The following is a 19,179-nucleotide window of genomic DNA, read 5'->3' as shown; positions in this document are numbered from 1 at the left end:
CCCGGACCGGAGGGCCGACGATGACCGCCACAGAAGGCCGGCGCGGGCCGGGCAGCAGCATCGGCCCGGCCCTCGCGCTCGGCGCGATGCTGCTGCTGATCACCGGCGTGCTCGGCACCTGGGTGGCCGCCCAGGCCGGCGCGAAGCTCTCCGGCCGTCCGCTGCCGCCCGGCAACCCGGTGGAGCTGGTCCTCTCCCTGGTGTCCGGCGACTACGCGTGGCCGGGCACCGCCGCCACCGCCGTGGCGGGCACCGAACTGCTGCTGCTGGCCCTGTTCGTGGCACTGGCGGTCCGGGTGTTCCGGGGTGGCGCCAAGCGCCCGGCCGTCGACCGCGCCGCCGGACGCCTCGGCCGGGGCCGGGACCTCGACCGCCTGGACGCCCGCCGGGCCTCCGCCACCGCCGCCCGGCTCGGTGCCAAGGGCGGTTCGCCGGGCGTCTTCATCGGCCGCAGCGTCCCCGGCGGCCGCCCGCTGTACGGCAGTTGGGAGGACATGCACGTCGACATCTGGGGCCCGCGGACGGGCAAGACCACCCGGCGGGCCGTTCCCGCGATCCTCGACGCACCCGGCAGCGTGCTCGTCACCTCCAACAAGCGCGACATCGTCGACGCCACCCGCGGTCCGCGCGAACAGCAGGGCCCGGTCTGGGTGTTCGACCCGCAGGGCCGCGCCGAGGAGCCCGCGAGCTGGTGGTGGGACCCGCTGTCGTACGTGACCGACGTCGCCCGGGCCCGCAAGCTCGCCGCCCACTTCGCGGCCGGCTCGCGCGACGCGGGGGCCAAGACCGACGCCTTCTTCGACCCGGCCGGCCAGGACCTGCTCTCCGGGCTGCTGCTCGCCGCCGCCACCGACCGCCGGCCGATCACCCAGGTCTACCTCTGGCTCACCCGGCCCAAGGACGACGAGCCCGAGCGCATCCTCCGCGAGGCGGGGCACCTGCTCACCGCGGACTCGGTGGCCGGAGTCGTCAACGCCCCCGAGAAGCAGCGCGGCGGCATCTACGGCACCGCCATGCAGATGGCCTCCTGCCTGATCAACCCCGCCGTGCACCCGTGGATCACCCCCGGCCGGGGCCCCGCACGGCCCGCGTTCGACCCGCACGAGTTCGTCCGGGACGGCGGCACCCTCTACTCCCTGTCCCGGGAGGGCAAGGACTCCGCGGGTCCGCTGGTCACCGCGCTCACCGTGGCCGTCGTCGAGGCCGCGGAGGAACTCGCCACCGGCATGCCCGGGGGCCGGCTCACCGTCCCGCTGCTCGGCGTCCTCGACGAGGCCGCCAACGTCTGCCGCTGGAACGACCTCCCCGACCTGTACTCGCACTACGGGTCGCGCGGCATCATCCTGATGACCATCCTCCAGTCCTGGGCGCAGGGCCAGGAGGTGTGGGGCGAGAAGGGGATGGACAAGCTCTGGTCCGCCTCCAACATCCGGGTCTACGGCGGCGGCGTGGTCGACACCAAGTTCCTCGGCGACCTGTCCCAACTCGCCGGGGAGTTCGAGGCGCTGACCGTCTCCACCTCGCGCAACCACGGCGGTCAGCAGGGCAGCGGGCTGTTCGGTCAGGGCTCGTCCAGCCGCTCGACCCGGCGGGAGCGGATCCTCGACGTGGCCGACCTCGCCGCGATGCCGCCCGGGCGGGCCCTGGTGCTCGCCTCCGGAACCAAACCCGCTCTCGTCGCCACCGTGCCCTGGTGGGAGGGCCCGCACGCCGAGGCCGTCAAGCAGTCCCTCGCCACCTACGACCCGGGAGCCCGGCGATGACCGAGCCGACACCGGAGAACGGCACCGCACCGGGTGCCGAGGAGCCGGTCTTCGCCAGCCTGGACGCCTTCGTCACCGAGCTGTTCGCGCCGATGATCAGCCGCAAGCTGAACGGCACGACCACCACCTGGTGCCCGTCCTGGTGGGAGCACGCCGAGGCGATCTCCCGGCTCAACGCGCTGTGGCGGGCCTGGGAGTACCTGAGGCTGGACCCGGCCCTCGGCATGTCGACCTGGTGGCTGCACCACGCCGACCCGCACCTCGGTGTCCTGCTGGACGCCGACAACGGCCCGTTCGCAGCCTGCAGCCCCACCGGGGGCCACACCTCCCGGCCGCTGCCGCCGCTGCCGCTGGAACCGTCCGACCCGCTGATGTGGGTCGGCACCGGCTTCACCACCGAGCGGCACGACCAGGAGGCCTCCGCGTCTGCCCCCTACTCGCCGATGCCCCCGGGCGCCTGACGCTGGGTCGTCGCGCCCCGGACCGGGGTCTTGGGGTCAGGGGCGCCGCCGCCGGACCGGCCCGCCGACGGGCCGGTCGGCGAGCCGCCCATCCCGATCGCCGCCAGCCGTGCGGCGGGGCTGGCGGTCGACGGCGCGGGCGGGCCCGACGGGCCCGGTACTGCCGCGGCAGGGTCCTGGCCGCGGGCGTCGAAGTACCGCCGGGACTGCTGGGTGGTGGCCATGAAGCCGGCGTCGAAGTTGCCGCTCTCCATCGGCGCCTCCACCCGGCCCAGCGCCGCGACCCGGTCCACCTCCGCCTGCGAGAAGACCTCGCGCGGCAGGTTGCGGGACGCCGCACCGATCACCTCGACGCTGAAAGTCCGGTCCTCCGACCCGAACTCCAGCTTGTAGCCGAGGTACTGGCGGTCGGTCGAGAACATCAGCTCGCCGCGGACCGCCCCGCCGTTCTCGCGGGCCCAGGAGTCCACCGGGTCGAGAGCGGCGGGAAGCCGTGCCAGCCGGCCGAGGCACCCCACGTACGCCCCGCCCTCCTCGCCGGCGACGTGGAACACCGGCGTCCCGTCCGGACCGTCGTACACCTCGACCTCGTTCAGGTACTTGCCGGTCACCACCTTCAGGCGGCCGTCGCCCCCGTGCTCGGCGTCGTACTTCGCCCGCATCGCCAGGTACTGCGCGTCGTTGTTCTGCACCCAGGGGACGGTCTTGCCCACCATGATCACGGAGGCGTTGGGGTTGGCCTCCAGGATGATCTCCGAACTGGTGCTGGCCGCGCCGCCGACACCCGCGATCACCCAGGTGTCCGAGACCATCGGGTCGTACGCGCCGTCACCGACCTCGCCCGCCTGCAGGGCCCGCCCCGGCGCGACCGCCCGGGCGTGGTCCCAGGCCGCGAAGGCGGTCATCGTCACGACCGCGTCCTTGCCGTCCTGGCCCGTCGGCGACCAGCCCGGCACGTGGTCGCGCAGGATCCCCATCGCCTCCTCGCCGGCGCCCGGCCGGTCCTCCACACGCGCCATGGCCGCCGCAGCCGCGTCGCCCTGCGGGGTGCCGAGGTCGGCGAGCTCCGCCGCGAGCGCCTTGCGGGCCTCCGGGATCCGCGGCACCGACGCCTTGGCACCCGGCACGATCTCCGGCGACACGCCCGTGGCCACCACCGGCGTGCCCACCACCTCGAACCGCACCGGCTCGCTGCCGTCGTTCGGGGTCACCTCCGCGACCAGCCGGTCCTGCCCGTCCACCGCCAGAGCGATCTGCCCGTCGATCACCGGCCCCCGGGCCGCCGCCTGGTCCTCCCACATCCGGACCGCGTCCAGCGGAATCCGCTCCCGCGGAGCCGCCACGTCGTACGGGTCGCCGATCCCCGACTCGAACGTGCCGCGCACCTGGTCGGCGGACTGCGCGATGCCCCGGATCGGGTCGAGGTGCCAGCGGCCCCGCGCGTCCACCACCAGGATGTCCGGGTCGCGTCCTGCGAGCGCCGCGCCACCGCCGATCATCAGCGGCCGCTTCGGCAGCTCGCCCGGGGGCAGTGCCGCCGCCTCCTGTCGCAGCTCGTCCAGCGTGAGCGCACTCCGCTCGTCCCGCGCCCCGGCCGCCTCCCGCGCGCGGTCCTCCAGTGCCTGCCGGGCCTGCTCCACCCCCTGCGGGCGCACGGCGGCATCCGTGCCGGAAACCTCGCGGCCGGCGGTGGCCTCGCGGTAGGCGACGAGTTCCGCGGCGTCCTGCGCGGACAACTCGCTCAGCGGGCGGCGCAGTTCCCTCAGACGGTTGGCGGCAGCGGGGGTGAGCCGTTCCCGGGCCTCTCGGTTCCGCCAGGCCAGCCCTTCCCGCTCTGCCCTGCTCACCAGGTCGCTGCTGTCCTGCTGCGGGCGGAGCCCGAGGTCGTCCAGCATCGCCGAAAAGTCGCTGCGTGCCGCACCGCGTTGTTCCGGGGCGAGCCCGCTGTCGTCCATCCGTGCGGCCAGCCAGTTCAACTGGCCGAGCCGGCCGGCGTCGTGCGGGGAGAGCGCCGTCACCGTGGCATCCCGCTCGCCGGACCGGAAGACATCGGTGCGGGAGGGGCCGATCCCCGCCTCAGCGCGGTTCCGGGCCTCCGCCAACTCGCCTAGCTCGTAGGCGAGGACCATGCCCACTTCGTCGACGGAGAGCTGGTCGGACAGCTGGACGACGTGATTCTCGGACGTCGTGTTGGGGAACGTCCTGGCTTGCCGCCCCTCGGGAAGCGCGACCGCGTCCACCCGGACCGTCATGTGCCGTCCGTCGCGGGCCTCCGCGCCGGCGATGTAGGGGACCAGGTCCTCGAAGGTCCGGTTGGTGGTCCGCTCGTCCGCCACCGGTGCGGGACGCGCCTCCATCACGTCGGCCAGCGCCCCGGGCAGCAGCCGGATCGCCTCGGCGCGCACCGTCTCCGCAGTCACGTGCTCTCCCCCCGAAGGCCGCGATATTTCTCAACAGATCACTGTGGAAAGGAAGTAGACCACAAGTTCGATGGCCGTCGGGAGAATCAGGGCGCTCCGAAAGGCCCCGCTGTACCATCTGGCCATGGTGACCACGCGCTCGGCCAAGGAAGCCCACCTCTACATCGACATGCACGCCTGCGACTGCGGCGAGACCTCACTGGAGCGCGAGCACTCGATCCAGAAGCGGGACGAGGCGCTGGTCGCGGTGTACGAGGGCGTGTGCCCGGGATGCGGCACGGAACGGCGCTTCGAGTTCGTTCTGCCCGAAACACCGGCCCCGGCCGGCAAGTTCGGCGGCGACGAACCGTCGGCCATCCTGGACGCCGGTGAGTTCCTGGCGGCGAGCGATCGGTACGGTGACCTCGCCTACGCCCGTTCCCGGCAGGGGACGCCCGAGGCGCGCGCCACGGTCGTCCCGCTGCTGGACGAGGCCATCGCCGCACTCGAGGAGGTCTTCAAGTTCATCCCCGCGGACGCCGAGGAAGTGCCTGCGGATGCGATCGCCTCGGAGGCGGGCCGGAAGATCTGTGCCGCCAATCCCGGCCGCTTCCACCGGAGCCACCTGGCCGGTGGGCTGGAGAACCTCCACGAGCTCCGCTCCATCTACCTGGAGCCATGAGGCGTTCGCTCCCGCCCGCTACTTCCCGACCCGCGGCGTGCGGATCAGCCGCGTGCCGCCGAAGCCCAACGGCAGTGCGGCGATGAAGGCCCCCGCCTGCATGCCGTAGGCGGGGCGCAGTGCGATCCGCGGCCGGGCCGCGAGGGACTCGGTTGCCTGGGCGGCCCACTCGTCGTCGGCCGGGCCCGTGAGCGTGACCAGGGCGCCCTGCCGGACGGAGGGCTCGTCCCCGGCGGGCGCCGGCGCGGCCAGCACCGACACCCGGCCGGCACTCGCCCCGGCGGGCCGGGCGGCACACCACGCCAGGATCTCGGGCAGCGAGCCGGACGTCACCTCGGGCGAGAGCGACCAGGTCACCGAGGCTGCGCCCTCGTGCTCGAACCGCGCCCAGGGCTCGCGGAACGCCGCGGGCGGAACGTCCGTCCATTCCGGCACCGGGGCCCGTCCGCCGGCCAGGAACGCGGCGATCGACGGGTCGTAGGCCAGCCGGGCGAGCACGCACAGATCGGCCGGGTCCGCGGCCCGCACCTGGCCGGCGCCCTCGGACACCAAGTACCGCGCCCAGAGCGGGAGCTGGCTGGAGAACCAACCCGCCGCGCCCGGTCCTGCCTTGCGGCGCGCGCCCGAACCTCCGCCGTAGGCACGGCTGATCGCGATCCGCGCGACCGCGCGGTCCGCGCCCGCCGCGTACTCCACGGACACGGTGGCCTGCGCGACGTCCGGCTCCGCGGCCAGCCGGAGTGCCCACCGATCGGCCAACTCGGCCTGCACGGAGGGTGAGTCGGGCAGTGAGCAGGTGAGCGCCGCGGTGTACCGGCCGGCCGTCGGAACGGCGACGACCGCGAACGGGCGGCCGTCCGGGCCGAGGGACTCGACCAGCTGGCACTGCGCGGTCACGCCCGGCAGGCGGACCGCCCCGAGCGGCTGCCAGTTCGTCGATCCGCCCGCGGGTGCTCCGCGTCGGGCACCTGCTGCCGTTCGCTCGGCGGTCTTCATCCGGTTCCCCCTGGTGTGTTCGTCGGTGTGGAAGAGGTCGGCGGCCCTCAGCCGCGCCCGCCCTGCCGGGCCGGTGCCGCGCCGCGCCGCACCACGGGCGGTGCGACGTGCTGTGAAGGAGTGCGTACGGCGGCGGGGGCGGCGTTCCCGCGGACGGCCGCCTCCGGGCGGTGCGGGAAACTGGACCGGTTCAGCCGCACGGCCTCGGACACCTCGCGCCGATTCTGCCGAGCCGTCGCCGCCGCGGCAGCGCCCTCGCCGGCAGGGCCCGCGCCCGGAGTTCGGCCCGGTGCCGGGCCCGGCCCGGACTGCGGCCGGCCGGCCGGGTCACGGCCGTTGTCCCGGTCGTGGCCGGCCGAGGGGGTGCGGTGGTCCTCCTCGTCCCGGCGGAGGTAGTCCGCCCGGTCCTCGCGGGCCACCGTGGTGTACCGGGTCTCCAGCCCCTTCAGCCGGTCGGCCTCGGCGCGCAGGGCGGCGAGCCGGTCCGGGTCGGCGTCCCCGTCCAGGGCGAGGCGGTCCGCCTCCTCCGTGATCGACTGCCGCCGCACCTTCAGGCCGTGCGCCTCGGCCTCCGCGTCCCGGCCGTGCTGCTTCAGCTGCGCGGCCTCCAGCGACAGCCCGGCCCCGACGGCCGAACGCTCCCCGCCGCCACCGGCCCCGGACCGTTCCGTCTCGGAGCGTTCCGCCCGGGACCGCTCCGCCTCGGACCGCTCCGCCTCGGACCGTTCTGCCCCGGATCGGCCGTCCCCGCCGCGCTCCGCATCCGGGCGTCCGGCCGGCAGGGCGCGGTCCGCGGCGGACAGACCGGCGGCCTCGTCGAGCAGTTCCCGGACGGCGGTGCCCGGGGTGCCCGGCGGGATGTCGTACCCGTGGTGCCGGAACAGGCCGTCCCGCAGGGCGCTCTGGACGGCGTCCCGCTGCGGCCCCGCCGGCAGGCGGTCGGCGGCGTCCCAGACGGCGGCGGTCTCCGCGGGGGAGGCGTCGCGCCACCACCGGTCGTCGAGCCCGCCGGCCACCGGTGGAAGACCGGGGCCGCCCGGCAACGCGGCCGACAGATCGGGCGACTCCCCGGGAGGCAGCGGGAGCCGGACACCCGTTCCGGCCGACAGCCGCTCCTCGACATGGCCGAGCACGGCCGCCGCACGGATGTCCGACCCGCGCCACTCCTCGGCGGCCCGGACGGTGAGGCTGATCCGCTCCACCGACAGGTGCTGCCAGAACCGCTCCTCGTACACCGCCCCGAACAGCGCTTCCGCCGACTCCCGTTCGGCCCGGATCCGCTCCACCGCCAGGGACGCCCCCGGGCCCGCCGCCGACCCCTCCAACAGCTGCCGCCGCGACTCGGAGATCCGCCGGGCGATCTCCATCGCCTGCTCCAGCGCCGTCCTCAGCGCGGAGCCGATGCCCTCCTCCAGTTCGGAGTTGGCAGCCCCGACCGACGCGATGTGCTCGTTCATCCCACCCCCGTGGTCACCGATGCCGTGCGGACGATCGTCCCACTCCGAGCCGTTCCTGCGGCAGCCCCGCGGTCCGATCGCGGCCGGGCCGGCGGGCCGTCCGTCATGTCGGGCGGAGGTCGGCGGCCACGGCGGCGACCAGCTGCTGGTAGCCCGGCACCGGCACGGTGCGGGGCTTGCCGAGGCCGAGCGCGCCGGCCGGAATGAAGGCGGTGTGGCAGCGGAGGCAGAGGAAACCGGCGCTCCACACCGCGAGCAGCGACGGGTACCGCGCCCGGTAGTCACGGAAGGCGGCGCGGTTCTTCAGCCGGTCCCGGAACCGCTTGACCACCAGCGCCAGCGCCGCAGCCAGGAACGGCAGGGCGAGCACGACGAACACGATCAGGGCCTTCCGGCCGGCGCCGGGTTCGTCGGACGCCAGGAGCGGCAGCACCATCACACCGCCCCCGAGCCCCAGGGCGGTCATCAGGGCGAGTGCGCAGCCACCGGTCGGCTGCAGCAGCCGGGGGACCGGCGGCGGTGCGATCTGATCGGCCAGCAGACTGCTCGACGAGCCGGACGTGCGATAGACGCGGGGCCCGTACCCGCCACCGTGGCCGCTGATGGTGCCGGAGTAGGTGCTGGTCTGCGCCCGGTACAGCCCGGGGACGCTCTGGACCTGGTCGATCCGCCCGCAGTCCGGGCAGTTGATGCGGCTCATGACTCCCCCGGGTCGGCTGGACGCCCGAGGATCATGGCATACGGCGGCCCGGCCGGGTCAGTGCTTCACGATCCCCGCCCTGCGGGCCGCCGCGAGCCACTCGGGGAAACCGCGCAGCAGCCGGTCGTACAGCTCGGCGTCGGGGATCGCCCCCGGATCGCGGCCGGCCGGGAAGAAGCCCGCGTTGTCGACCGGGCGCGCGGCGGGCACCGGGAGCTCGTCCAGCCTGCGGAGGAACGCGAACTCCTGGTCGGCCGGGTCGCCGAACCCCACGAACTGCCAGTAGACCGGCAGCTCGGCGGCCAGGCAGAGCAGCTCCCGGGCCGCGGCGCGCGAGGTCGGGCCGCCGTCCGTCTGGAACACCACCAGCGCGGGGCCGGCGGAGCCCGACAGCTGGTGGAGCCGGACGACCGCTTTCATCGCCAGGTGGTAGTTGGTGCGGCCCATGTGCCCGAGCGAGTCGTGCAGTGCGCCGATCCGGCCGCGGTGGTCGGTGAGCGAGAGCTCCGCCACCCCGTCGACCTCGGTGGAGAAGAACACCACCGGCACCCGCCCGTCGTCGTCCAGGTGCGCGGAGAGCGCGAGCACCTGCTCGGCGAAGCGCTGGACAACGCCGGACCGGTAGAACGGCCGCATCGACCCCGACCGGTCCAGCACCAGGTACACGGCGGCCCGCACCCCGCCCAGCCCGGACTTCTCCAGGCTCACCCCGGCCGACGTGTAGTGGCCGACCAGCCCGGGTGCGGCCGCCGTCACCTTCTCCAGGCTCAGCCCCACCGGCTCAGTCCCGGGTCCGGAACCGCGAACGGCCGGCGGTGCGGGCCGCACGGGCGGTGCGGGCGGAGCGGTGGGGGAGGGCGGCACCGGCGGCGTGGCCGGGCCGGCCCAGGCGGGCGGCACGGGCCAGGCGGACGGCGCGGTCGGCACACCCGGAGCAGGCCAGACGGCAGGCGCGGCAGGCGAAGCCGGGGCAACCGGCGCAGCGGGCTCCGTCCCGGCAGGCGCCAGGGGGTAGCGGTCCGCGATCCGGTCCCGATCCCCGTCCGCGAAGGCCGCCAGCAGGTCGTCGGCCACCTGCAGCACCACGTCCCCGCCCTCGACCTCGGCGATCCAGTCGGCCGGCAGCCCGGCCGTGCCGTACATCGCGCCGACCAGGTTGCCGCACACCGCCGCGGTGGAGTCGCTGTCCCCGGAGTGGTTGGCCGCGAGGACCATCGCCTCCCGCGCGTCGGCGCCCGCCAGCGCCGCGTACACGGCGACGGCCAGGCACTCCTCGGCGATCCAGCCGAGCCCGACCTGCTCCACCCGCTCGAAGCCCGCCGGGCCGAGCCCGGCGACCCGCACCGCGCGCCGCAGCGCCGTCACCGTCTCCTCGCTGCCCGGGTACTCGGCGGTCTGCTCCACCGTCTCCTCGACGGCCCGGCGCAGCTCCGTCCCCGCCACCAGCCGCTCGACCAGCGCGGCGAAGGCGCCCGCCGCGAGGTAGCCGGTCGGGTGGCCGTGCGTCAGCTGCGCGCAGTCCGCCGCCAGTTCGAAGGCCCGGCGGACACCGAACCCGGCCAGGCCGAACGGCGCCGAGCGCATCACCGTGCCGCAGCCCTTCGACTGCGTGTTCACCTCGCCGTGCACGCCGTACGCCACCGGCGGCAGGTAGCGGTACCCGGTGAGCCCGCTCATGCAGGCGCTCCCGGGCGCCCGCGAGGCGTAGAGGAAGTCGTGGCCGAGCAGCCAGCCGTCCGGGCTGCGCTCCGGGCCGGACAGCCGCTGGGTCAGCAGCCAGCGCAGATAGGCCCGGTGGACGTCCTCACGGGTGCCGCCGCGCAGCAGGCCCTCGGCGGTGAACAGGGTCATCTGCGTGTCGTCGGTGACCTGCCCGTCCCGGCCGCCGGCCGCCGGGGACCGCAGACCCCCGGGTCCGAACCGGGCGCGGATGTCGTCCAGCCGCAGGAACTCGACCGGCCAGCCCAGCGCGTCGCCGAGCGAACCGCCCAGCAGCGCACCGCGCACCCGGTCCGCCCGCCCCGCACTCCCGTGATCCACCGTCATGGCCCTCCCCCTTTGCGTACCGTCAATCCTCGATCGCGCCGGCGCGGCCGTGCAGCGCCGCCCGGTCCGCGGCGGCCCGGCCGGCCGCCCACCCCTCGCCGTCGCTCACCCGCACCCGCTGCGACACCAGCTTCGGGAACATCCTGCCCACCGTGTCGTCGACGGCCTGCTCCCGGGCCGCCAGCACGGGCAGCAGCCGCTCGTCCGGCGCCAGCTGCTCGGACGTGCCGTCCTCCCGCAGGTGCCGCCCGGCCGCCGCCTCCGCCGTGGCCCGCTCGGTCGCCTCGGTCAGCCGCTCGCGGATCCGCGCAGCATAGGAGATGAGGAACGACTGGCGGAACGCCTTCGTCCGCGGCGCGCCGTCCCGGTGCCTGCGGCTGCCGGCCCGGCTCATCGCCGCCGTCCCCTGCACCAGCAGCGAGGTGTACAGCAGCTCGACCGCGTCCAGGTCCGCGTCGAAGCCGACCACCGTGCAGAACCCGAACTCCTTCGCCCACACCACCCGGCACCGGTTCGCCGCCGCCACCGCGTCCAGCAGCATCGCCTTCGGACTCTCGTACGGCTGATCGACCCCGATCCGCAGCGCCACCGGCGCGTCCTTCGACGGCCCGCCGGCCGCCAGCAGCGCCTCGTCGATCGAGTGCTGGGCCATCAGCTGCTGCGCCTTGGTGGTCAGCGCCTCCGCCTCGTCCGGGTACTCCGTCGACTCGGCCTTCGCCAGCAGCGCCCGGATGCGCCCCAGCATCCGCGGCTCGCCGGCCGCCCGGCCGTCCGCTGCGGCGAACGGCCGCCGCGCCGCGCCGCCCGACTGCCCCGGCACCGGGCCGACCGGCTCGATCGGCGGCAGCAGCGACCAGACCCGCAGCAGCTCCAGCGCGGCCGTCGCCAGCGCGAACCGGTCCTGGCGGTGCCGCGCGGCGAACTCCGGGAGGAACGCCGCGTCCGACTCCCACCACACCTCGACGGCCAGCTCGCGCAGCTGCTCCTGCCAGCGCCTGTCCAGCGAGGCCGCCGGATGCCGTCGGCCCTCGGCCGCGATCAGGTCCACCGCCAGCGCCAGGTGCACCGGACCGAGCCCGCGCCGCACCGCCCGCGCCAGGTCGGCGGGCCGCCAGCCCGCCGTCCAGCACCGCCCGACGGCCCGCTCCGCGAAGGCCAGCAGCGAGCGGCTGACCTCCGGCCACTGGTCGGCCGATGCGGCCAGCAGCGAGGCGCCGCCGTCCAGCGCGTGGTCCAGCGCGTCCGCGGGTGCGGCCACCACCTGCTGGACCGCCCGGGCCAGCAGCCCGTCGACGGCGGACTCCTGCCCGCCCCTGCTGCTGCGCCTGCCCACGGTGCCTCTTCCGTTCGCTGTTCCGTCGTTCCGTCCTCGCCCGACCCGGCCCGTCCATGATGCCGGAGCCGCCGCGCCGGGCCCGGGGCGCGCGGGGCGGGCCGCGCTCCGGAGGGGTGCCGGAAGGTGCGATCCCCGTCACACCGGCGGGCGGACCGCCGCGGCCCCGGGGCCGCGGCGGGAATCCGGACGGCGTCGTCGGCAACTACTCGGGGCCGCCGCTCGTCCTGCATCCTGTAGGGGCAGCGCGCGCAGCCGACGCGCGACGGGGTGTCAGGGAGGTGGCCGCATGGCCGTAGAGCCGTGGAGGCAGGCGCAGCAGCCGTACGGGCCGCCGCCGCAGCCCTGGCAGCCGGCGTCCACCCCGCAGTCCGCGATGCGCGCCGCGCACGCCGACCGCGAGCGCACCGTCGACGTCCTGAAGGCCGCCTACGCCGAGGGCCGGCTGACCGCCGAGGAGTACTCGCAGCGCTTCGACGGCGCCCACCGTGCGCAGACGTACGGCCAGCTGGCGCAGCTGGTGGCGGACCTGCCCTCCGGGCCGATGGTGGCGCCTATGGGCGCGGCCGTGCCGGTCGTGCCGCCGACCTTCCTGCCGCCGCCGGTGCCGTACGCGCCGCCCCGCACCAACGGCATGGCGATCGCCTCGATGGTGCTCGGCCTGCTGTGCGTGCCGACCTTCGGCGCGCTGGGCATCCCCGCGGTGGTGACGGGGCACATCGCCAAGTCGCAGCTGCGGTCGGGCCGCGAGGAGGGCGACGGGATGGCCACCGCCGGCCTGGTCATCGGCTGGCTGTCGGTCGCCGGCTGGGCGCTGATGATGCTGCTGGCGGTCGTGTCCTCGGTCTGACGCCCCGACCTCCGGCGCCGTCGGCGGAATGGTCCGACGGGCGGGACGGAGCCGGTGCCGGGTGGCAGGCGGCGCCGATGTGTGGTAGGACGGCCGGACGTTCCCGCACCGTTCCGGTTGTCCCAGGCTCGCCCGGGTGAGCAGCGGCGTTGCATTTGTTTTGACCGCCGCCGATGCGCTAGGTACGCTCTGATTCGTGCCTGGGGTGTCCCCGGGTCCTTGTGCGTGCCAGTAGACCGGCCGCCGTAGCAGAGCGCTGATCCCGCTCTCGCCGTGCGAGCGCCGTCGCTGTCCATCAGCTCATGGGATTCCGCGATTCCTCCGCCGGGAGACTCGACACACCCGACCGCGTGGGTCGGTGGGTCGAGGGGCGCCACAGGTTAGTTTTACGCAGCCTTGGCACACAGAAAACGGAGAAACGGTGCCTACGATCCAGCAGCTGGTCCGAAAGGGCCGGCAGGACAAGGTCGAGAAGAACAAGACGCCCGCCCTGAAGGGTTCGCCCCAGCGTCGCGGCGTCTGCACGCGTGTGTACACGACCACCCCGAAGAAGCCGAACTCGGCTCTGCGTAAGGTCGCCCGTGTGCGCCTCACCAGCGGGATCGAGGTCACCGCCTACATCCCGGGCGAGGGCCACAACCTGCAGGAGCACTCCATCGTGCTGGTCCGCGGTGGCCGTGTGAAGGACCTTCCTGGTGTCCGCTACAAGATCATCCGCGGTTCCCTTGACACCCAGGGTGTCAAGAACCGCAAGCAGGCCCGCAGCCGCTACGGCGCCAAGAAGGAGAAGTAAGAATGCCTCGTAAGGGCCCCGCCCCGAAGCGCCCGGTCATCATCGACCCGGTTTACGGCTCCCCGCTGGTGACCTCGCTGGTCAACAAGATCCTGCTGCACGGCAAGCGCTCCACCGCCGAGCGGATCGTGTACGGCGCCCTCGAGGGCGTCCGCGAGAAGACCGGCGCCGACCCGGTGGTCGCGCTCAAGCGCGCCCTGGAGAACGTCAAGCCGACCCTCGAGGTCAAGTCCCGCCGTGTCGGTGGCGCGACCTACCAGGTGCCGGTCGAGGTCAAGCCGGGCCGTGCCAACACCCTGGCGCTGCGCTGGCTCGTCGGTTACTCCCGCGCCCGCCGCGAGAAGACCATGACCGAGCGTCTGCTCAACGAGATCCTCGACGCCAGCAACGGCCTCGGTGCTTCCGTGAAGCGTCGCGAGGACACCCACAAGATGGCCGAGTCCAACAAGGCCTTCGCGCACTACCGCTGGTAGTCCGAACCCCGTCACTAGACAGAGAGAGAACGAGCCACCATGGCTGCAACCTCCCTTGACCTCGCCAAGGTCCGCAACATCGGGATCATGGCGCACATCGACGCGGGCAAGACCACCACCACCGAGCGGATCCTGTTCTACACCGGTGTCTCGTACAAGATCGGTGAGGTCCACGACGGCGCTGCCACGATGGACTGGATGGAGCAGGAGCAGGAGCGCGGCATCACCATCACGTCGGCCGCGACGACCTGTCACTGGACGCTCGACGGCGTCGACAACACCATCAACATCATCGACACCCCGGGCCACGTCGACTTCACCGTCGAGGTGGAGCGCTCGCTGCGCGTGCTCGACGGTGGCGTGACGGTGTTCGACGGCGTCGCCGGCGTCGAGCCCCAGTCCGAGACCGTGTGGCGGCAGGCTGACCGCTACGGCGTCCCGCGCATCTGCTTCATCAACAAGCTGGACCGCACGGGCGCCGACTTCTACTTCTGCGTGCAGACCATCGTGGACCGCCTCGGCGCCACCCCGCTGGTCATGCAGCTCCCGATCGGCGCCGAGTCCGACTTCGTCGGTGTCGTCGACCTGGTGAAGATGAAGGCTCTGGTCTGGTCGCCCGAGGCCACCAAGGGCGAGATGTACGACGTGGTCGACATCCCGGCCGACCTCGCCGACAAGGCCGAGGAGTACCGCGAGGCCCTGCTCGACACCGTGTCGAACGTCAGCGACGAGGTGATGGAGCTCGCCCTGGAGGGCGAGGACATCCCCGAGGAGCTGCTGGTCGCCGCGATCCGCAAGGGCACGCTGAACTCGGACTTCACCCCGATCTTCTGCGGCTCCGCGTTCAAGAACAAGGGCGTTCAGCCCCTGCTCGACGCGGTTGTGAAGTACCTGCCGTCGCCCCTCGACATCGAGGGCATCGAGGGCACCAAGCCGAACAACCCCGAAGAGAAGATCGTCCGCCAGGCCTCGGACGACGAGCCGCTGGCCGCCCTGGCGTTCAAGATCATGTCCGACCCGCACCTGGGCAAGCTCACCTTCGTCCGCGTGTACTCCGGCCGCCTGGAGTCCGGCACCTCGGTGCTGAACTCCGTCAAGGGCAAGAAGGAGCGCATCGGCAAGATCTACCGCATGCACGCGAACAAGCGTGAGGAGATCGACTCGGTGGGCGCCGGCGACATCATCGCCGTCATGGGCCTGAAGCAGACCACCACCGGTGAGACGCTGTCCGACGAGAAGCAGCCGGTCATCCTGGAGTCCATGGACTTCCCGGCCCCGGTCATCCGCGTCGCGATCGAGCCCAAGTCCAAGGGTGACCAGGAGAAGCTGGGTGTCGCCATCCAGCGTCTCGCCGAGGAGGACCCGTCCTTCCAGGTCAACACGGACGAGGAGACCGGCCAGACCATCATCGCGGGTATGGGCGAGCTGCACCTCGAGGTGCTCGTCGACCGTATGCGCCGTGAGTTCAAGGTCGAGGCCAACGTCGGCAAGCCGCAGGTCGCGTACCGCGAGACGATCCGCAAGGCCGTCGAGCGCATCGACTACACGCACAAGAAGCAGACCGGTGGTTCGGGTCAGTTCGCGAAGATCCAGATCGCGATCGAGCCGCTGGAGTCCGGCGAGGGCTACGAGTTCGTCAACAAGGTCACCGGTGGCCGCGTGCCGAAGGAGTACATCCCCTCGGTCGACGCCGGTTGCCAGGAGGCCATGGAGTTCGGTGTCCTCGCCGGCTACCCGCTCCAGGGCGTTCGCGTGACCCTGCTCGACGGTGCGTCGCACGACGTCGACTCGTCCGAGCTCGCGTTCAAGATCGCCGGTTCGATGGCCTTCAAGGAAGGCGCCAAGAAGGCCGGTCCGGCCCTCCTGGAGCCGATGATGGCCGTCGAGGTCACCACGCCCGAGGACTACATGGGCGACGTGATCGGCGACATCAACTCCCGCCGTGGCCAGATCCGGGCCATGGAGGAGCGTCACGGTGCGCGCGTCGTCAAGGCGCTCGTGCCGCTCTCCGAGATGTTCGGCTACGTCGGTGACCTGCGCAGCAAGACCTCTGGTCGCGCAAGCTACTCGATGCAGTTCGACTCGTACGCCGAGGTTCCGCGGAACGTGGCGGACGACATCATCGCCAAGGCCAAGGGCGAGTAAGGCCGGCTCCGCCGGTCGATGGTTCGGCCCGTTATTCGGGACGAATCAGACCCCTTAGGCTAGAAGGAGGTAACCCGGGGCGAATCCCCACGGATTCCCCCGGGCCCTCCCGGCACCCCACCCCGCGGGACGGCATGGAGCGCTACCAGCGCCCCGTTCCCAATCCCGATCAAAGACCAACTGACGTCGTACGGCGTACAGAACTGTCCTCAGGAGGACTGCAGTGGCGAAGGCGAAGTTCGAGCGGACGAAGCCCCACGTCAACATCGGCACCATCGGTCACATCGACCACGGTAAGACCACGCTGACCGCGGCCATCACCAAGGTGCTGCACGACGCGTACCCGGACATCAACCCCTTCACGCCGTTCGACCAGATCGACAAGGCGCCGGAGGAGCGTCAGCGCGGTATCACCATCTCGATCGCTCACGTCGAGTACCAGACCGAGGCGCGTCACTACGCCCACGTTGACTGCCCGGGTCACGCTGACTACATCAAGAACATGATCACCGGTGCGGCCCAGATGGACGGTGCGATCCTCGTCGTCGCCGCCACCGACGGCCCGATGCCGCAGACCAAGGAGCACGTTCTCCTGGCCCGCCAGGTCGGCGTCCCCTACATCGTCGTCGCCCTGAACAAGGCCGACATGGTGGACGACGAGGAGATCCTGGAGCTCGTCGAGCTCGAGGTCCGTGAGCTCCTCTCCGAGTACGAGTTCCCGGGCGACGACCTGCCGGTCGTGCGCGTCTCGGCGCTGAAGGCGCTCGAGGGCGACAAGGAGTGGGGCGAGAAGCTCCTCGGCCTCATGCACGCCGTCGACGAGTCGATCCCGACCCCGGCCCGTGCCACCGAGCTGCCGTTCCTGATGCCGATCGAGGACGTCTTCACGATCACCGGTCGTGGCACCGTCGTCACCGGCCGCATCGAGCGCGGTGTCCTCAAGGTCAACGAGACCGTCGACATCATCGGCATCAAGACCACCAAGACCACCACCACGGTCACCGGTATCGAGATGTTCCGCAAGCTGCTCGACGAGGGCCAGGCCGGTGAGAACGTCGGTCTGCTCCTCCGTGGCATCAAGCGCGAGGACGTCGAGCGCGGCCAGGTCATCATCAAGCCGGGTTCGGTCACCCCGCACACCGACTTCGAGGCCCAGGCCTACATCCTGTCGAAGGACGAGGGTGGCCGTCACACCCCGTTCTTCAACAACTACCGCCCGCAGTTCTACTTCCGTACCACGGACGTGACCGGCGTCGTGACCCTCCCCGAGGGCACCGAGATGGTCATGCCGGGCGACAACACCGCCATGACCGTCGCGCTGATCCAGCCCGTCGCCATGGAGGAGGGCCTCAAGTTCGCCATCCGTGAGGGTGGCCGCACCGTCGGCGCCGGCCAGGTCACCAAGATCGTCAAGTGACGATCTGACCCTGGTCTGTCGTAGACAGGCTCGCCGCAAGGCAAACGGAAGGGCCCGCCCCCTCCGTCCGCGAGGACGGGGAGGGCGGGCCCTTCCGCGTGTGCCGGAACGGCCGGCTCGGGTGGTCCGTCCAGGGGCCGCCGCGGGGCGGCAGCCTCAGAGACCGGCGGTGTACTCCGTGCACACGTCGTACGAGGGCAGCAGGCCGCTCGCCAGCGCCTCGGCGAGCGAGGGGGCGGCCGCGTCCCGTGCGGAGAGCTGCGGCTGCTCGACCGGCCACTCGATGCCCAGGTCCGGATCCAGCGGGTGTACGGCGTGCTCGCCCGACGGGTTGTACGTCTCCGAGCACAGGTAGGAGAGGGTGGCGTCGTCGGTCAGCGCGCAGAACCCGTGGCCCAGGCCCTCCGGCACGTACACCGCGCGGCGGTCGGTGTCGTCCAGCAGCACGCCCTCCCAGCGGCCGAAGGTGGGGGAGCCCACCCGCAGGTCGACCACCACGTCCAGCGTGGCACCGCGCACACAGGTCACGTACTTGGCCTGGCCGGGCGGCACGTCGGCGAAGTGGATGCCGCGCACCACGCCGCGGGCCGACACCGAGAGGTTGCCCTGGGCGAGCCGCAGCGGGTGCCCGACCACCTCGGCCAGCCGGTCGAAGCGGTACCACTCGGTGAACAGGCCGCGCGGGTCGCCGTGCAGCTGCGGGGTGATCTCGAACGCCCCCGGAATCGCCAACTCGCGGAACTTCACCGGGACTTCTCCTCCTGCAACAGGTCCAGCAGGTACTGGCCGTACCCGCTCTTCAGCAACGGCTCGGCCAGCGCCCGGAGTTGGGCGCCGTCGATCAGCCCGGCCCGCCAGCAGGCCTCCTCGACGCAGCCGATCTTGAACCCCTGGCGTTCCTCGATCACCCGGACGAACTCCGAGGCCTGCACCATCGACACGAAGGTGCCGGTGTCCAACCAGGCCGTACCGCGGTCGAGTCGGGTCACCTGGAGCTCACCGGCCTGCAGATAGGCGTCGTTGACCGCGGTGATCTCCAACTCGCCCCGGGCGCTGGGCTTCAGGCCCCGGGCGATCTCCACCACGCGGTTGTCGTAGAAGTACAGGCCGGGCACCGCGTACCGGGACTTGGGAGCGGCCGGCTTCTCCTCGATGGACAGCACCCGGCCGTCCGCGTCGAACTCCACCACGCCGTACGCGGTCGGGTCCGCCACCGGGTAGGCGAAGACCAGCCCGCCCTTGGGGTCGGTGTGCTGCGCCAGCCGGGTGCCCAGGCCGCTGCCGTGGAAGATGTTGTCGCCCAGGATCAGTGCCACCGGCTCCTCGCCGATGAAGTCCGCGCCCAGCACGAACGCCTGCGCGATGCCTTCCGGGCGCTCCTGCACCGCGTACTCCAGCCGCAGGCCGAGCTGCGAGCCGTCGCCGAGCAGCCGGCGGAACTGCGGCTGGTCCTCCGCGGTGGTGATGATCAGGATCTCGTCGATGCCCGCCATCACCAGGGTGGAGAGCGGGTAGTAGACCATCGGCTTGTCGAAGACCGGGAGCAGCTGTTTCGAGACCGCCCGGGTCAGCGGCCACAGCCGGGAGCCGGTACCGCCGGCCAGGAGGATTCCACGCATGGGCAGCAGCCTACGGGAGGCCTCACCAGCCACCCGAGCACGCCC

16 protein-coding genes and 1 pseudogene are annotated in these 19,179 nt (G+C 72.8%); 8 read left to right on the top strand and 9 right to left on the bottom strand.

Annotated features, from left to right (window positions below):
* Positions 1-20 precede the first annotated feature (20 nt).
* Both ACQ614_RS15165 and ACQ614_RS15160 read left to right on the top strand, forming a co-directional pair.
* A complete protein-coding gene (locus ACQ614_RS15165; RefSeq protein ID WP_431679090.1) occupies positions 21-1,763 on the top strand; it encodes a type IV secretory system conjugative DNA transfer family protein in 1,743 nt (580 codons plus the stop codon).
* Positions 1,760-2,224, top strand: a complete 465-nt coding sequence (locus tag ACQ614_RS15160) for a DUF4913 domain-containing protein (RefSeq protein ID WP_431679089.1) — start codon at positions 1,760-1,762, stop codon at positions 2,222-2,224. The genes ACQ614_RS15165 and ACQ614_RS15160 overlap by 4 nt, the downstream gene beginning before the upstream one ends.
* On the opposite strand, the gene ACQ614_RS15155 is transcribed toward ACQ614_RS15160, so the two are convergent.
* Complete coding sequence (locus ACQ614_RS15155; protein ID WP_431679088.1) at positions 2,197-4,644, bottom strand: hypothetical protein; 2,448 nt, start codon at positions 4,642-4,644, stop codon at positions 2,197-2,199. The genes ACQ614_RS15160 and ACQ614_RS15155 overlap by 28 nt on opposite strands.
* A gap of 124 nt (positions 4,645-4,768) precedes the next feature.
* Here ACQ614_RS15155 and ACQ614_RS15150 point away from each other — a divergent pair, with 124 nt between their 5' ends.
* On the top strand, positions 4,769-5,305 hold the full coding sequence (locus ACQ614_RS15150) for a hypothetical protein (protein ID WP_431679087.1): 537 nt from the start codon (positions 4,769-4,771) through the stop codon (positions 5,303-5,305).
* 18 nt (positions 5,306-5,323) lie between these two features.
* On the opposite strand, the gene ACQ614_RS15145 is transcribed toward ACQ614_RS15150, so the two are convergent.
* The 6 genes and pseudogenes from ACQ614_RS15145 to ACQ614_RS15120 all read right to left on the bottom strand — a co-directional run bounded on the left by ACQ614_RS15145 (position 5,324) and on the right by ACQ614_RS15120 (position 11,837).
* Positions 5,324-6,202, bottom strand: coding sequence for a hypothetical protein (locus tag ACQ614_RS15145; RefSeq protein ID WP_431679086.1), 879 nt, complete (start codon positions 6,200-6,202; stop codon positions 5,324-5,326).
* Between the two features lie 146 nt (positions 6,203-6,348).
* Positions 6,349-7,758: a hypothetical protein gene (locus tag ACQ614_RS15140; RefSeq protein WP_431679085.1), complete on the bottom strand. Its 1,410-nt coding sequence runs from the start codon at positions 7,756-7,758 to the stop codon at positions 6,349-6,351.
* Between the two features lie 103 nt (positions 7,759-7,861).
* Complete coding sequence (locus tag ACQ614_RS15135) at positions 7,862-8,458, bottom strand: hypothetical protein (protein ID WP_431679084.1); 597 nt, start codon at positions 8,456-8,458, stop codon at positions 7,862-7,864.
* A gap of 57 nt (positions 8,459-8,515) precedes the next feature.
* Positions 8,516-9,235 carry a VWA domain-containing protein gene (locus tag ACQ614_RS15130; RefSeq protein ID WP_431683931.1) on the bottom strand — a complete coding sequence of 240 codons (720 nt, stop codon included), beginning with the start codon at positions 9,233-9,235 and terminating at the stop codon, positions 8,516-8,518.
* Positions 9,236-9,586: 351 nt separating this feature from the next.
* Positions 9,587-10,504: pseudogene (locus ACQ614_RS15125) on the bottom strand (ADP-ribosylglycohydrolase family protein); the annotation flags it as partial.
* Between the two features lie 22 nt (positions 10,505-10,526).
* Positions 10,527-11,837: a DUF2786 domain-containing protein gene (locus ACQ614_RS15120; RefSeq protein ID WP_431679083.1), complete on the bottom strand. Its 1,311-nt coding sequence runs from the start codon at positions 11,835-11,837 to the stop codon at positions 10,527-10,529.
* A 289-nt stretch (positions 11,838-12,126) separates the two neighbouring features.
* Between ACQ614_RS15120 and ACQ614_RS15115 the strand changes: the two genes are divergently transcribed.
* From ACQ614_RS15115 to tuf, 5 genes are all read left to right on the top strand, one after another.
* Entirely contained in the window at positions 12,127-12,687 is a 561-nt protein-coding gene (locus ACQ614_RS15115; RefSeq protein ID WP_431679082.1) for a DUF1707 and DUF4190 domain-containing protein, read from the top strand.
* Positions 12,688-13,108: 421 nt separating this feature from the next.
* Entirely contained in the window at positions 13,109-13,480 is a 372-nt protein-coding gene (gene rpsL, locus ACQ614_RS15110) for a 30S ribosomal protein S12 (RefSeq protein ID WP_014144289.1), read from the top strand.
* Positions 13,481-13,482: 2 nt separating this feature from the next.
* Positions 13,483-13,953 carry a 30S ribosomal protein S7 gene (rpsG, locus tag ACQ614_RS15105; RefSeq protein ID WP_030263556.1) on the top strand — a complete coding sequence of 157 codons (471 nt, stop codon included), beginning with the start codon at positions 13,483-13,485 and terminating at the stop codon, positions 13,951-13,953.
* A 39-nt stretch (positions 13,954-13,992) separates the two neighbouring features.
* Positions 13,993-16,098 (top strand): elongation factor G, encoded by a 2,106-nt coding sequence (gene fusA, locus ACQ614_RS15100; RefSeq protein WP_263104938.1) that lies wholly within the window; start codon positions 13,993-13,995, stop codon positions 16,096-16,098.
* 223 nt (positions 16,099-16,321) lie between these two features.
* Entirely contained in the window at positions 16,322-17,515 is a 1,194-nt protein-coding gene (gene tuf / locus ACQ614_RS15095) for an elongation factor Tu (RefSeq protein ID WP_030263551.1), read from the top strand.
* A 156-nt stretch (positions 17,516-17,671) separates the two neighbouring features.
* Here tuf and rfbC read toward each other — a convergent pair whose 3' ends face one another.
* A complete protein-coding gene (rfbC, locus tag ACQ614_RS15090) occupies positions 17,672-18,262 on the bottom strand; it encodes a dTDP-4-dehydrorhamnose 3,5-epimerase (protein ID WP_431679081.1) in 591 nt (196 codons plus the stop codon).
* Entirely contained in the window at positions 18,259-19,134 is an 876-nt protein-coding gene (gene rfbA, locus ACQ614_RS15085; protein ID WP_431679080.1) for a glucose-1-phosphate thymidylyltransferase RfbA, read from the bottom strand. Before rfbA ends, rfbC begins: the two co-directional genes overlap by 4 nt.
* Between the last annotated feature and the right edge of the window lie 45 nt (positions 19,135-19,179).

This window comes from Kitasatospora dryopteridis (assembly GCF_050749075.1).
Taxonomy (GTDB): Bacteria; Actinomycetota; Actinomycetes; order Streptomycetales; family Streptomycetaceae; genus Kitasatospora.
This window is presented reverse-complemented; position numbering and strand designations above follow the sequence as displayed.

What these genes read in the sequence shown, in the direction of transcription:
- ACQ614_RS15160 (WP_431679089.1), top strand. Translation starts at nt 1,760, where the DNA reads ATGACCGAGCCGACACCGGAGAACGGCACCGCACCGGGTGCCGAGGAG.
- ACQ614_RS15165 (WP_431679090.1), top strand. Translation starts at nt 21, where the DNA reads ATGACCGCCACAGAAGGCCGGCGCGGGCCGGGCAGCAGCATCGGCCCG.
- rpsG (WP_030263556.1), top strand. Translation starts at nt 13,483, where the DNA reads ATGCCTCGTAAGGGCCCCGCCCCGAAGCGCCCGGTCATCATCGACCCG.
- ACQ614_RS15135 (WP_431679084.1), bottom strand. Translation starts at nt 8,458, where the DNA reads ATGAGCCGCATCAACTGCCCGGACTGCGGGCGGATCGACCAGGTCCAG.
- rfbA (WP_431679080.1), bottom strand. Translation starts at nt 19,134, where the DNA reads ATGCGTGGAATCCTCCTGGCCGGCGGTACCGGCTCCCGGCTGTGGCCG.
- ACQ614_RS15150 (WP_431679087.1), top strand. Translation starts at nt 4,769, where the DNA reads ATGGTGACCACGCGCTCGGCCAAGGAAGCCCACCTCTACATCGACATG.
- fusA (WP_263104938.1), top strand. Translation starts at nt 13,993, where the DNA reads ATGGCTGCAACCTCCCTTGACCTCGCCAAGGTCCGCAACATCGGGATC.
- ACQ614_RS15140 (WP_431679085.1), bottom strand. Translation starts at nt 7,758, where the DNA reads ATGAACGAGCACATCGCGTCGGTCGGGGCTGCCAACTCCGAACTGGAG.
- ACQ614_RS15115 (WP_431679082.1), top strand. Translation starts at nt 12,127, where the DNA reads ATGGCCGTAGAGCCGTGGAGGCAGGCGCAGCAGCCGTACGGGCCGCCG.